This window comes from Tepidanaerobacter syntrophicus, assembly GCF_001485475.2.
In the GTDB taxonomy this organism is placed as follows: Bacteria; Bacillota; Thermosediminibacteria; order Thermosediminibacterales; family Tepidanaerobacteraceae; genus Tepidanaerobacter; species Tepidanaerobacter syntrophicus.
In genome coordinates this window covers 162,479-175,347 of record NZ_DF977002.1, presented here as the reverse complement: position 1 = coordinate 175,347, position 12,869 = coordinate 162,479, and the positions used below count along the sequence as shown (strand labels likewise).

Here is a 12,869-nt window from a genome sequence, read left to right as displayed (position 1 = left end):
CGCAGGAATCTTAATATTCATCATGGGAATTCCATCTTCGCTGTCACAAGGAATACTGGCGAATTTCAAGATATTCGGCCTAGATTTTCTCAGTGCCATGGACTTTTTAGCATCATACATCTTAATGCCTTTCGGAGCTTTTATGATGACACTTTTTGTAGTAAGAGTTTTGGGACTTGATGAAGCAATTAAAGAAGCCACAAATAACGGCACCGTGCATTTTGGCTTAGAAAAAATATGGAGTGTATTGGTAAAATATGTTGTTCCTGTAATAATATTTTTGGTATTTTTAAGTTCCACAGGTATTATTAAAATCTAGCAATTGAAAGACTTGACTTTACCTTTAAAAAACAATACCATTTAGATAACAAGAGCAAAATGGCTGGTTCGAAAGGATCGGCCATTTTAACATGTGGAGAGATTGCTGTGAGAAATAATAGCGGATACGTCTTGGTGATTGTTTTATTTGTTTGCGCAATTACAACAACGCTTGCGATATCTTTGCTTAACATTGCATCTAGCGAGTATATGATGGGGTGTTATGCAAGGGATTATACTATGGCGTATTATCTTGCAGAAGCCGGTGTTCAAGAGGCGCTTTCCGCTTTAAAAAATGATCCTTATTATAGAGGGGCAAACAATTGGAAGGCTTTGGGAGAAGGCAGATATAAAACGAAAATCGCATCAAAAGGCACTGACTCGCTAACCGTAACTTCTACCGGCAAAGTCAGAAAAGCCGAGGCAGTGCTTACTGTCTATGTAGATTTATATATTGAAACAGATCCTGAAATTTACCCTGATCCACCTTATATGAACACCGAAATAAGGGTTACATCCTGGAATTTCTATGGCCCTATTTGAAAAACAGAGAAAATTTTTATATGAATTCAGGTATTGAATAATTATACATAACAGTGTATAATTATATCCAGCATTTTAAACCAAGGGGGATAATGAAGATGAAAAGGACAGTTAAGATAATAACTTTTATTTTATGCTTAAGTTTGGTGTTGGGTGTGGTATCCGGCTGCGGAAACAGTGGACAGCAAAGCCAAAGCGGCGAAAGTTCAAACCAACAGTCAGGAGAAAAGGAAGTATGGGTTGTAGGCACATCTCCAGACTATCCGCCTTTCGAGTTCGTTGATGAAAACGGGAATTTTGCCGGTTTTGACATAGACTTAATAAACGAAGTCGGCAAGAGATTAGGAGTAGAAGTTAAGATTGAGTCTTTAGAGTTTGAAAGCCTTATTGCTTCTTTGAAACAGGGCAAAATAGATGCGATTATTGCATGTATGAGTCCAAATGAAGAAAGACTTAAAGAAGCAGATTTTACAAAGCCTTATTACAAGACGAAACACGGTGTGCTTGTAAATCCTGAAGGTAAAGCGGAGATAAAAGAACTTAGTGATGTTCTAAAATACGAGTTTGGCGTTCAAAGCGGCACAACAATGGCTGCATGGGCACAAAAGCAAATAAAAAGCGGTGCGGTAAAAGAATCTCAAGTAAAATATTACACTGATGCTAATGCCGGAGTGCTGGACGTTAAAAACGGTAGACTGGCGGCATTTGTAATAGATTTACCTGTGGCTTATGCAAAAGCAAAAGAACTGGGACTTAAAGTAGCAGTAGAGACAACCCTTGATAATGATGAAGATCCAGGGATTGTACTTAAAAAAGGCTCTACTGAAATGGTAGAAAAGCTAAACAAGATAATAGACGATATGGTAGCAGACGGAACTATAGCAAAATTAGAAGACAAGTGGTTTAGACAGTAATAAGGAGGCAAAAACAATCATGAAAAGCGAATTGCTATTTATGAAACAAGAGGACGTAATAGCAGCCGGCGTACTGGATATGAAAAAAATATTAGAGCTTGTAGAGAAGGTTTTTTATCTGCAAGGACATGGACAGATAATTAATCCGCCTAAGACGGTATTTGGCATACCTATAGGTGAAGAACCCCAATCCCATTTTTTTTCAATGCCGGTCTATATAGGCGGAGATATAAATCGACCAGGCACTAAATGGGCAGCGGAGTCACGTGCAAATGCGAAGATTGGTAATCTTCCAATGGGAATAGATATGGTGATTTTAAGCGATCCCGTGACGGTGCAGCCTGTGGCAATTATGGACGGTATGGTTATTACGGCTATGAGAACAGCGGCAGCGGCAGGAGTTGCGGCAAAATACCTTGCACCGAAAGATGCACAGGTTGCAGGGTGTGTAGGAGCAGGTGTTATAGGCAGAACCATGATTATGGCATTACGAGAGGTTGCTCCGAGCCTTAAACAGATAAAACTATGCGATCTTAATCTAGAAAAAGCGCAAAATCTTGCAAATGAATTCAAGGATGAAATAGAAGTTATTCCTACAAATAGTGTAGAAGAAGCCGTAACCGGTGCTGATATTGTAGCTACAATGACTACAAGCAAGAAACCTTTTGTCAAGTCCGACTGGATAAAGAAAGGCTCCATGATTATACAGATGAGTTCCTGCGAAGTCGAGGGCGGCGTTGTAGAAAAAACCGAGAAGATTGTAGTGGACAGCTGGGATCAAATGAAAGAAAACGATCTTTCAATAATAAATCAAATGGTGCAGCAGGGCAAGATTGCTGAAGCAGACATATGGTCATTAAGCGATATAGTGTGCGGAAATAAGCCCGGCAGAGAAAATAATGATGAAATCACAATGTTTAGCTCCCGAGGAATGGGCGCTCATGATATAATAATCGGTGATTATCTGTATAAAGAAGCCGTAAAAAAAGGCCTCGGGCAGAAGTTGACATTATGGGATGAGGCGTTATGGGTTTAATGAACAGCAGTGCAATAAAAGTTTTTAAAAGCATTCCCTACCTCCTTGAAGGTGTGGGAATAACACTGGAAATTACAGTAATAGCCCTTGCCCTGGGAACAGTGGCAGGGCTTCTGCTTGCATTATGCAGGGTTTACGGCGGTACAATTCTGCACACTTTTGCACTATTTTACAGCAGGATAATACGAAGCCTGCCTTTGCTTGTGATATTATTTATGCTTTATTTTTTAGGTTCAGAAGTTGTAAATATACCGGCATTTTGGGCAGTAGTTATTGGCCTTGCCATTCATACAAGCGCGTATCAAATTGAAATTTTCAGAGGCGCGCTCCAATCCATAAGTAAGGGGCAGATGGAGGCTGCGTTAGCGCTGGGTATGAGCAAATATCAAAGCATATTTGCAGTTATTTTACCTCAATCTTTGCGTCGGGCTATCCCTTATTGGGCAAACGAAGCAAGCATAGTTTTAAAAGATTCTTCTATGGCATATGTGCTGGGCATTGCCGAACTTATGCGGCGAAGCGAATATGTAAGCGCTAGAACTGCTCAGCCTATGCTGACATATATAGTATCAGGGCTGATATATCTAATATTAACTTATGCATTTACGCGAAGCATGTCTAAAATCGAAATAAAAGTAAAGATTCCAGGTCTTGAAAGGTGAATTTTTGATGTCAAAACCAATTTTAAGAATCGACAATTTGCATAAAAAATTTAAAGATACAGAAGTGCTAAAAGGAGTAAGCCTTACCGTAGATGAGGGCGAAGTTGTTGTAATAATAGGCCCCAGCGGCACAGGCAAAAGCACCCTTCTTCGCTGCATTAATAGGCTTATAGAACCTGATGCAGGGGAAATTTACTTGGGTGATGAGAAAATTGAACCGGGTGTTTCGAATTTAAGTAAAGTCCGGCAGCGTATAGGCATGGTGTTTCAAGATTTTAATCTCTTTAACCACCTTACTGCTTTACAAAATGTTGCAATTGGCCCCATAAAGGTGAAAAAAATGGACAAAAAAGCTGCCTTAAAGCTTGCCATGCAAGAACTGGAAAGGGTCGGACTTGCCGACAAAGCCAATAGCTATCCGGCAGAGCTTTCAGGCGGACAAAAGCAGCGTGTGGCAATTGCCAGAGCCCTTGCAATGGATCCTGAGATTATGTTATTTGATGAGCCCACATCTGCCCTTGACCCGGAGCTGATAGGCGAGGTTTTGGAAGTTATGAAAAAACTTGCTGATGCCGGCATGACTATGCTGGTGGTAAGCCATGAAATGGGATTTGCCAGGGAGGCGGCAGACAGGATAGTGTTTTTAGAAGATGGCGTTATCGTAGAAATGGGACCTCCCGAAAAGATATTCAATAATCCTGAAAAAGAGCGCACACGGGAATTTATAAGCAAGATTGCAAGGCTGCACGGCAAGGCTCAAGATGTATCAGGGGCTGATTTGCATGATTGAACTGATACAGTTTTTTATCAAGATTTGGCCGGAACTTTACAAAGGTCTCATAGTTTCATTACAGCTTTCAGCAGGAGCTCTTGTATTAGGATTTGCAATCGGACTTCCCATGGCCCTTGCCAGAACTTATGGAAAAGGCCTTTTAAGGACATTAGCCACTGCATATATTGAGATTATTCGCGGTACCCCCATGATTGTGCAGCTGTTCATAATATACTACGGCCTGCCTGATTTTGGGATATTGCTTGACAGAATGCCTGCGGCTATTTTGGCTCTTGGAATAAACAGCAGTGCTTATCAGGCTGAATACTTCAGGGGAGCTATTTTGTCGATAGATGAGGGGCAGGGTCTTGCCGCTCAAGCCCTTGGAATGACGAAAAGCCAGACGATTGTAAACATCATACTTCCCCAAGCCTTAAGGATTGTACTGCCGCCTTGGTCCAACGAAGTGGTCTATATGGTAAAATATACATCAGTTGCATTTTTAATTGCCGTGCCGGAACTTATGGCCAGAGGCAAAATGCTTATTACTCAAACGTTTAAGCCTATTGAAACGCTGTTTTGGGTGGGTGTTGTGTATATCATTGTATTATCGATAATCGCAAAGATCGTGGATATATTCGAAAGAAAACTTGCAATACCCGGATTTCAAATGAGCAGAGAGGACTAAAATCTGCTCATTTTGCTTTCTACAATATTTCTTTATGAACCTCCTCTACGGTAAACCTGCCATCTGATTCCAAAAAGTCAAGGATAAGATCAAGCTGCCTGTCAACAAATTGTGTGTTATTTGATACACAAGCAATGCCTATAACGGCCCATCTCTTGACATCCTGCTGATCCACTTCGGCAATTGACACATTAAATTTATTTTTTACTTTGTCTATTACGCTTTTTACTATCTGTCTTTTTTCCTTTAAGGAAAAGAGATCTCCCAAAGAAAGCTTCACAGTAAGCGTTCCAACTATCACAAAAATCACCTGCCAAATATAATTACTTTTATCCTATCAGATGTAGCTGCTATATGCAATAATGCTGTATTTGGAACTTAAAGAATAGTAAGAGAGCCTTGAATCCAAATTTTATGTGGCTTTGACAGTGTTGACAAAAGAAGGATTATTGTGCTATACTTTAAAATAGTCATCGGACGGGAGGGGTGTCCGAGCGGTTTAAGGAGCTGGTCTTGAAAATCAGTGTCTCGAAAGAGCCGTGGGTTCGAATCCCACCCCCTCCGCCATAACTTGATACAAAAACAAAAGCCGTAAGATGCCGGGCTTTTGTAATGGAGAGATGGCCGAGTAGGTCGAAGGCGGTCGCCTGCTAAGCGATTATACGGACTAAAATCCGTATCGAGGGTTCGAATCCCTCTCTCTCCGCCATTTGCATGCGCCTGTAGCTCAACTGGATAGAGCGTCTGACTACGGATCAGAAGGCTGCGGGTTCGACTCCTGCCAGGCGCACCATTATATTGACCTTAATTGCGCCCGTAGCTCAGGAGGAAAGAGCAGCGGTTTCCTAAACCGCGTGCCGGGGGTTCGAGTCCTCCCGGGCGCACCATAAATATCTATGAAGTTTAGGGATTTTGAACATGTCTTTTTCTAAGCACTGCCAAGATGATGTTTTTTTTATGCAAGAAGCAATTAAAGAAGCAGAAAAAGCTGCCGAGTTAGATGAAGTGCCGATTGGCGCAGTAATTGTAAAAGACAACGAAATTATCTCGCGAGCTCATAACTTAAGAGAAACCCTGCAAGATGCTACAGCACACGCAGAGATTCTGGCAATTCGGCAAGCATGCAAGACTGTAGGCAGTTGGCGCTTGACAGATTGCACCTTATATGTTACTTTGGAACCCTGTCCTATGTGTGCCGGAGCTGCAATATTATCAAGGCTCAAAAAAGTAGTTTTTGGTGCAAAGGATCCGAAAGGCGGAGCTTGTGGAAGCTTGATTAATATTCTTTCAGATGAAAGATTCAACCATCAGCCTGAAGTAACAGGCGATGTGCTGGCCGATAAATGCGGCGATATTCTGAAGAAATTTTTTCAAGACAAACGGAAATAGTTGAACTATAAAGCTAGCAAAACCTGGCATTTACTTTTATTTGAGGAGAGATGGCCGAGAGGTTGAAGGCGCTCGCCTCGAAAGCGAGTGGACGGCAGCCCCGTCCCGTGAGTTCGAATCTCACTCTCTCCGCCATTTAGTAAATTTGCCAAGTGAATATATTATAAAAAAGTAAGTAGACAGCAATTCCAAAATCAACGTGGAGAGATGGCTGAGCTGGTCGAAGGCGCGCGACTGGAAATCGCGTAACCGTGCTAAAACGCGGTTCGAGGGTTCGAATCCCTCTCTCTCCGCCATTTAAATGTTAAAAGCAGCTGTTATACCAAAGGGCGTTTAGATCGCTGAGTGTAACAGCTTTTTTGATCCTTGATTTAAGGTGTAAAGTATAGTAAAATACAATTACTACTTAACAATTGGTTATAAGTTTTGCCGTGCTAGGCGGGGAGGTAGCGGTGCCCTGTACCCACAATCCGCTATAGTGGGGTCGAATTCCCTCCAGAGGTCTTTTCCCTGTGAGGACTGACTTTGGTAAGTGGTGACGATAATCGGGTCCTGCGCAATGAAAACTTTCGAACCCCGTCAGGTCCGGGAGGAAGCAGCGGTAAGGAAGCCCTTTCATGTGCCGCGGGGGAGCCTGATTGGAGCTAACTGCCATCGTAACGCTCGGAGGGTCAGATCGACGGAGGGTGCACGGCATATAAGTTTTAGCCGCCGGTTTATAATCGGCGGCTTTAAAAATAAGTGGGAGAGATTCTTAATGTCATATGTGGCCCTTTATCGCAAATACCGCCCCCAAACTTTTGACGAAATTGTAGGGCAAAAAGCCATTGTTACAACTTTAAAAAACCAACTAAAGACGGGGAAAATTGCTCATGCCTACCTTTTCTGTGGAATGAGAGGAACCGGCAAGACAAGTACTGCGCGAGTTTTTGCAAAAGCCCTAAATTGCGAAAAAGGCCCTGCTGAAAATCCATGCAATGAATGCGATACATGCCGAGCCATATCAAATGGCAGCATGATTGATGTAATAGAAATGGACGCAGCATCAAACCGCGGTATTGACGATATTCGAGATCTAAAAGAAAAAGTGAATTTTGCTCCTTCTCAAGGGCGATATAAAGTCTACATTATCGATGAAGTACATATGCTTACAACCGAAGCATTTAACGCGCTTTTAAAGACATTAGAAGAACCACCTGACTATGTTATATTCATTCTTGCCACAACAGAACCCGATAAACTTCCATCTACAATTTTATCTCGCTGTATGAGATTTGACTTTACACGAGTTTCTGTAAACGAGATTATAGGTCAATTAGAGAAGGTTACAGATGACTTAGATATAAAAGTGGAGAAAAGAGCATTATCCCAAATTGCAGCTTACTCCCAAGGCTCAGTAAGAGATGCGTTAAGCCTTCTTGACAAGGCAGCGGCTTTCGGAAAAGGAGAAATAACATATCAAGACGTTTTGGATTTGCTTGGAGCTGTTGGAAACGAAGTATTTTATGGGATTTCAAATGCAGCAGTAAAGGCCGATATCTCTGCAATGCTCAATGCAGTCGATGATATATCAAAAAAAGGCAAAGATATTTTTAGATTTACAGAAGGACTCCTAAAACATTTTAGAGACCTTCTTATGGTTTCCATAGATGCAGATAGAAGTCTTGTAGATGCAACCGACGAAGACTACGCAAGGCTTAAAGAGATTTCAAAGGAGTATACCAAGGAAAAAATACTTTCAATTATAGATATATTAAACGATGCCGAAAGCGAGATTAAATGGTCATCTCAGCCAAGGATTATAGTAGAGGCTGCACTGGCTAAACTTGTACTTCCGGCCCTTTGGAAAAAAGAAGAGGGGCACATTGCAAGGGTCCAAGAATTGGAAAAAAAGGTTGCAGCCCTTGAGGCAAGGCTTGAAAATGTAATGACTAATACAGGCAGCCATGTAATAAAAGAACCTGTTTCAGATATAAAAAATGTTACCGATAGTGTAAATGTAGCCGATTTATCTTCCAAGGCGGAACCTATAAAAGCTGATGAGCCCAAAAAGCCTGAAAAAAAGGTTAAACCTCTTGACAAAGATGAAACTGATGATAAAGAAGTATTGCAAACCATTCAAAAATCCTGGCCCAATATCTTAAAAACCCTGACCGGCAAAGGAAAAATGAAACTTATTTCAGTTATTAAAGCAGGAGAAATAAAGCCGGCAAAGATCGAAAACAAGAAACTTTATTTTATAAATGAGGGTGACGCAGTTTATGAAGAGATGATTCTTGCCGAAAAGCATACCATTGAAGAAATGATAAAAGAGATTGCAAACATAGACATAACAGTTAAAGGTTTCGTGCAAAAGGGCGAAGATGCGCCTTCTGATATCAAAAATTTTGAACCAGATAAAATTAAGAAAGACAAGAAAGAAATATCTGATGAGGAATACAGTCAGCAAGTTATAGATTTTTTTGGTGAAGACAATGTCACATTTGAAGACTAAGCAGAAAATTTGAGGGGGAATATAATTTGAAAAACATGGGAAATATGAATAAAATCATGAAACAGGTTCAGAAGATGCAGCAGGATATGGCAAAACTTCAGGAAGAACTTCAGGAGAAGACGGTTGAAGCTACTGCAGGAGGCGGAGTGGTAAAGGTAGTTGCCAGCGGAAAAAAACAAATTGTAAGTATCGACATAAGTCCGGAAGTAGTTGACCCGGATGATGTAGAAATGCTGCAAGATTTAATAATGGCAGCAACCAATGAAGCACTTCAAAAAGCTGAAGATATGGTGGCTGAAGAAATGGGAAAACTTACCGGCGGGCTAAATATGCCGGGACTCTTTTAGGTGGCGGTTAAATGGCTTATTATGCAGAACCGCTGGATCGCCTCATTAGTGAACTTTCCAGATTGCCGGGCATAGGTCCCAAAACTGCCCAGCGCTTAGCCTTTTATCTTTTAAAGATGCCAAAAGAGCGCGTAGAAAATCTTACAGACGCCATTATACAGGCAAAAAATTCCATTATTTATTGCTCGATTTGCGGCAATTTTACTGATACAGATCCATGCAGCATATGCCAATCTCCTTATAGAGACAAGAGCATTATAATGGTTGTAGAAGATCCAAAGGATGTAGTTGCCATTGAAAAGACCAGAGACTACAAAGGGGTTTATCATGTCCTCCATGGCGCCATATCGCCTCTAGAAGGCATAGGCCCTGACGACATTAAAATCAAAGAACTTCTTTCCAGGATAACTCCAGAAGTAAAAGAAATTATTATTGCCACAAATCCAAACGTGGAGGGCGAAGCCACGGCGATGTATCTTGCAAGACTTTTGAAAACCTTACAAGTAAAAGTAACCCGTATAGCTCACGGAATACCGGTTGGCGGGGACCTAGAATATGCAGACGAAGTTACACTGACCAAAGCCTTAGAAGGCAGACAGGAAATGGAATAAATAAAGCACTATTGTCTCCATCAAATAAACTCCTTTCATTTTGCAAATTTTCTTTGTAAATCAAATAAAGTTCTTTCAAAAAACATGGTTTATTAGGGAGAAGAAAAGCCCTGTAGGCCATGTTTTTTTATGTATTAGTTTTAAGGGATAAGGAACAAGGAATAAGGCTAAAAGCCAGAAAAATCAATGGATTAGAAGATTGAATGGAAAAGAAAATGGAATGAAAAATGGGTAAAATCTCTCCTTAACCCTTCCCCCTTAACCCTCAATCCTAAAAGCACTTTATTTTCATTTTTTGCCCTAAAAATTGAGGAATGAAAGGACTTTAGGAAGTAAGGAATAAGGAAAAAGGAATTAAATGGGAAATTGGAAGGGAATAACAAGCCAGTATTTTCAAGGGTTTGAGGGCTGTCTATAAAAGGACTTTATTTGAAAAGGGAAAGAAGTTTATTTGGGTTACATAACTATTAGAAGACCATAGTGAAAAGGTATAAGGAATGCCTTGAAACTATGGTTTTTTATTAGGTTTTTCATTAAACTTTCTCCCTTTGGAAAATCCCATAAAAAAGAAAATAAAGTTGTATTATTTATATGAATATAGGAAACAGGTTGCAGAAAATGTTAAAATAGTATAAGGAGATATCCATGAATCAAACTATAAAACTAAAAATATATAAAAAAGATTTAGAGGTGCTAGATAAATACAGGAAAAGTGGGTTTTCTTGTGATGATTTTAAAGGATGGGAAAATATGCTTCAAAAATAAATTAACAGGAGGTGCGCTACCGCATGAATTACTAACAACTATGGTGATAGCCAAACCATAGCTAAGAATTATTATTGGGGTAGGGACTACCCTTAGAGCTTGGGTAAACTTGGCAGGCTACTGCTATTGACCAAGAAGCTCCCACTTCAACGAATGAATGAGTAAGTGGTGAGTAGTTCACTATAGACTTATTTAGAGGAGGGAACATTCATGGACTGCAAATGTAACACAGGATGCTGCGGAAGCACAGAAAACAATCGCGTTGAAGGGGAAAATAAAATAATCATTGATTTTCTATATTTAGATTTAAATATCTGTAATCGATGCCAGGGGACCGGCGAAGGTTTAGAAGAAGCTATTGCAGACGTAGCAAAAGTGCTTGAGTCAGCAGGAATAGAAATAGTTGTAAATAAGATTCATATCAATAGTAAGGAAAAAGCAATACAATATAGATTTGTTACTTCACCAACTTACGAGTAAATGGAAGAGATATACAAATGGATTTCAAAGAATCTTTATGTGAGCCATGTGGAGATTTATGCGGTAATGAGGTGGATTGTCGAGTATGGGTATATAAAGGGAAGGAATACAATGTTCCTCCGAAAGCTATGATTATTGATGCTATCCTACGCGAAATATATGGCAACACCGAAAAAATGCCTGATAGCGAGGCTAATAAAGAACCGTATCAATTGCCGGAAAATTTAAGAAGATTTTTTGAATCAAACAAAAATGCAATCTAAATATATATTTATATTACCGGAAGATATCTGTCTCTTAGGGCTTTCTGCCTCTAAGAGACAGAGTGCATTTATAGCACTTTTTAACGACATCGTGAAATTATACTAAGCTCCTTAGGCTATTTTCCGTTAGACATACATGTCTGGTATTCTGAGACCGGCCCCCTGCTTTCACGCTAACATACACAAGGATTTTCTCTAAGGCGGCTAGAGGGCTGAAGAACTAACTATATTATTTGTTGCTGCGCCGCCAAATTTTCATCTTTTCTGCTTCTTTGATTAGCCCGTCCCTGAATTTAGGGTGGGCGATTGAGATTAGGGCCTCGGCTCTCTCCCAAGTGGTGCGTCCGGCAAGGTTGGCAATTCCGTATTCTGTTACTATGTAATGTGCTTGACTACGTGGGGTAGTGACGGCTCCTCCAAGAGGTAGAACGGGCACAATCCTAGAGTGAACATTGCCATCCTTATCCTTGTATGTGGAAGGAAGGCAAATGAAAGCTTTTCCTCCCCTGGACTGAAAAGCACCGGTAACGAAATCGAGTTGACCGCCTGTACCACTGATTTGTCTTAATCCGGAAGATTCTCCTGATATTTGACCAAACAAATCTACTTCTATGGCGCTGTTAATAGATACTGCGTTGTCATTTGCGGCAATTACAGTAGGATCGTTAGTGTAGTCTACCGGAAAAGAAGCCAATGCCGGGTTGTCGTCTACCCAGTCATAAAGCTCTTTACTGCCCACGCAAAAGGACCAAACCGTTTTGCCTTTTAAAAATTTTTTGTTCTTATTTGTAAGCTTTCCGGCCATATCCAAATAATAGTATGCGTCAACTAACATCTCTGTATGACATCCCAGGTTTTTTAGATCGGAATCAGCTAACATTGTTCCGATGGCATTTGGCAGACCGCCGATGCCGAACTGAAGATTGGAACCGTCTGTAAGCTGACTTACTACAAGATGTGCAATTTTTATTTCCTGTTGTGTTGGCAAGGCAGCTGGAATTGCCACAGGTGGCTCACCGGGCCCCTCTACTATGTAATCCACTTCAGAAATATGCACATTTTCCTGCCATCCGCCAAGACATCGGGGCAGACGAGGATTTACTTCGACAATCACTGTTTTGGCTTTTTCCACAATAGACCTAGTCGCAGAGTTGATCAGAGAAAAATTAAAAAATCCATGGTTGTCCATAGGAGCAACCTGAATCATTGCTACATCAACTGTAAGTTCATTGCGATAAAATAGAGGCTTGTTGCGGTAAATCATTGGAATGTAGTCGCAAAGTCCCTGGTCGTGCATTTTACGATCGATACCGCTAAAGTGCCAAGAATTATAAATAAAATGCTTTCGCTCCGGGTCAATCTTGACTACTTCCGGCTGCCAAAGAGAAAGCATGCCGCGTATTTTTACATCAGTCAGTTCATCTTTGCGGGCAGCCAGGGCCTTATCCAATTCCCTAGGGTGAAGATGAGCAAAATCATAATCCACCCAATCCCCGCTTTTGACCACTTTTACCGCCTCTGCTGCATCAACCAGTTTGGATTTATACTGAGTCTGATAAAGAGTTTGATTAGGCAATGGATTATTCG

13 protein-coding genes, 6 tRNA genes, 1 other RNA gene and 1 pseudogene are annotated in these 12,869 nt (G+C 40.8%); 19 read left to right on the top strand and 2 right to left on the bottom strand.

Annotated elements, in window-relative coordinates; all coding sequences use genetic code 11:
* Nucleotides 1-22 precede the first annotated feature (22 nt).
* From TSYNT_RS11990 to TSYNT_RS08350, 7 genes are all read left to right on the top strand, one after another.
* Entirely contained in the window at nucleotides 23-319 is a 297-nt protein-coding gene (locus tag TSYNT_RS11990; RefSeq protein ID WP_238142669.1) for an SLC5/6 family protein, read from the top strand.
* A gap of 107 nt (nucleotides 320-426) precedes the next feature.
* Complete coding sequence (locus tag TSYNT_RS08375; protein ID WP_059033043.1) at nucleotides 427-861, top strand: pilus assembly PilX family protein; 435 nt, start codon at nucleotides 427-429, stop codon at nucleotides 859-861.
* A gap of 98 nt (nucleotides 862-959) precedes the next feature.
* A complete protein-coding gene (locus TSYNT_RS08370; RefSeq protein ID WP_059033042.1) occupies nucleotides 960-1,775 on the top strand; it encodes a transporter substrate-binding domain-containing protein in 816 nt (271 codons plus the stop codon).
* Between the two features lie 19 nt (nucleotides 1,776-1,794).
* Nucleotides 1,795-2,811: an ornithine cyclodeaminase family protein gene (locus tag TSYNT_RS08365; RefSeq protein ID WP_059033041.1), complete on the top strand. Its 1,017-nt coding sequence runs from the start codon at nucleotides 1,795-1,797 to the stop codon at nucleotides 2,809-2,811.
* Complete coding sequence (locus tag TSYNT_RS08360; protein WP_059033040.1) at nucleotides 2,802-3,473, top strand: amino acid ABC transporter permease; 672 nt, start codon at nucleotides 2,802-2,804, stop codon at nucleotides 3,471-3,473. The genes TSYNT_RS08365 and TSYNT_RS08360 overlap by 10 nt, the downstream gene beginning before the upstream one ends.
* Nucleotides 3,474-3,480: 7 nt before the next feature.
* Nucleotides 3,481-4,263 (top strand): amino acid ABC transporter ATP-binding protein, encoded by a 783-nt coding sequence (locus TSYNT_RS08355; protein ID WP_202859764.1) that lies wholly within the window; start codon nucleotides 3,481-3,483, stop codon nucleotides 4,261-4,263.
* Complete coding sequence (locus TSYNT_RS08350) at nucleotides 4,256-4,933, top strand: amino acid ABC transporter permease (protein WP_059033039.1); 678 nt, start codon at nucleotides 4,256-4,258, stop codon at nucleotides 4,931-4,933. The genes TSYNT_RS08355 and TSYNT_RS08350 overlap by 8 nt, the downstream gene beginning before the upstream one ends.
* A gap of 19 nt (nucleotides 4,934-4,952) precedes the next feature.
* On the opposite strand, the gene TSYNT_RS08345 is transcribed toward TSYNT_RS08350, so the two are convergent.
* Nucleotides 4,953-5,234: a DUF503 domain-containing protein gene (locus TSYNT_RS08345; RefSeq protein WP_059033038.1), complete on the bottom strand. Its 282-nt coding sequence runs from the start codon at nucleotides 5,232-5,234 to the stop codon at nucleotides 4,953-4,955.
* A 179-nt stretch (nucleotides 5,235-5,413) separates the two neighbouring features.
* Here TSYNT_RS08345 and TSYNT_RS08340 point away from each other — a divergent pair.
* From TSYNT_RS08340 to TSYNT_RS08285, 12 genes and pseudogenes are all read left to right on the top strand, one after another.
* Nucleotides 5,414-5,500, top strand: a tRNA-Ser gene (locus TSYNT_RS08340).
* Between the two features lie 47 nt (nucleotides 5,501-5,547).
* Nucleotides 5,548-5,642: transfer RNA gene (locus TSYNT_RS08335), tRNA-Ser, on the top strand.
* Nucleotides 5,643-5,649: 7 nt separating this feature from the next.
* Nucleotides 5,650-5,726 (top strand) — tRNA-Arg (locus tag TSYNT_RS08330).
* A gap of 17 nt (nucleotides 5,727-5,743) precedes the next feature.
* Nucleotides 5,744-5,820 (top strand) — tRNA-Arg (locus tag TSYNT_RS08325).
* Between the two features lie 31 nt (nucleotides 5,821-5,851).
* Nucleotides 5,852-6,322: a tRNA adenosine(34) deaminase TadA gene (gene tadA / locus TSYNT_RS08320; RefSeq protein ID WP_059033037.1), complete on the top strand. Its 471-nt coding sequence runs from the start codon at nucleotides 5,852-5,854 to the stop codon at nucleotides 6,320-6,322.
* Between the two features lie 44 nt (nucleotides 6,323-6,366).
* A tRNA-Ser gene (locus TSYNT_RS08315) sits at nucleotides 6,367-6,457 on the top strand.
* 66 nt (nucleotides 6,458-6,523) lie between these two features.
* Nucleotides 6,524-6,618 (top strand) — tRNA-Ser (locus TSYNT_RS08310).
* Nucleotides 6,619-6,751: 133 nt separating this feature from the next.
* Nucleotides 6,752-7,016: signal recognition particle sRNA large type (ffs, locus tag TSYNT_RS08305), an RNA gene on the top strand.
* A gap of 63 nt (nucleotides 7,017-7,079) precedes the next feature.
* Nucleotides 7,080-8,816, top strand: a complete 1,737-nt coding sequence (gene dnaX, locus TSYNT_RS08300) for a DNA polymerase III subunit gamma/tau (RefSeq protein WP_059033036.1) — start codon at nucleotides 7,080-7,082, stop codon at nucleotides 8,814-8,816.
* A 35-nt stretch (nucleotides 8,817-8,851) separates the two neighbouring features.
* Nucleotides 8,852-9,163, top strand: a complete 312-nt coding sequence (locus TSYNT_RS08295; protein ID WP_059033244.1) for a YbaB/EbfC family nucleoid-associated protein — start codon at nucleotides 8,852-8,854, stop codon at nucleotides 9,161-9,163.
* A gap of 11 nt (nucleotides 9,164-9,174) precedes the next feature.
* A complete protein-coding gene (gene recR / locus TSYNT_RS08290; protein ID WP_059033035.1) occupies nucleotides 9,175-9,774 on the top strand; it encodes a recombination mediator RecR in 600 nt (199 codons plus the stop codon).
* Nucleotides 9,775-10,749: 975 nt separating this feature from the next.
* Nucleotides 10,750-11,282 (top strand): annotated as a pseudogene (locus tag TSYNT_RS08285) (DUF2703 domain-containing protein).
* 229 nt (nucleotides 11,283-11,511) lie between these two features.
* On the opposite strand, the gene TSYNT_RS08280 reads toward TSYNT_RS08285, so the two are convergent.
* Nucleotides 11,512-12,858, bottom strand: a complete 1,347-nt coding sequence (locus TSYNT_RS08280) for an acetyl-CoA hydrolase/transferase family protein (RefSeq protein ID WP_059033034.1) — start codon at nucleotides 12,856-12,858, stop codon at nucleotides 11,512-11,514.
* Nucleotides 12,859-12,869 lie beyond the last annotated feature (11 nt).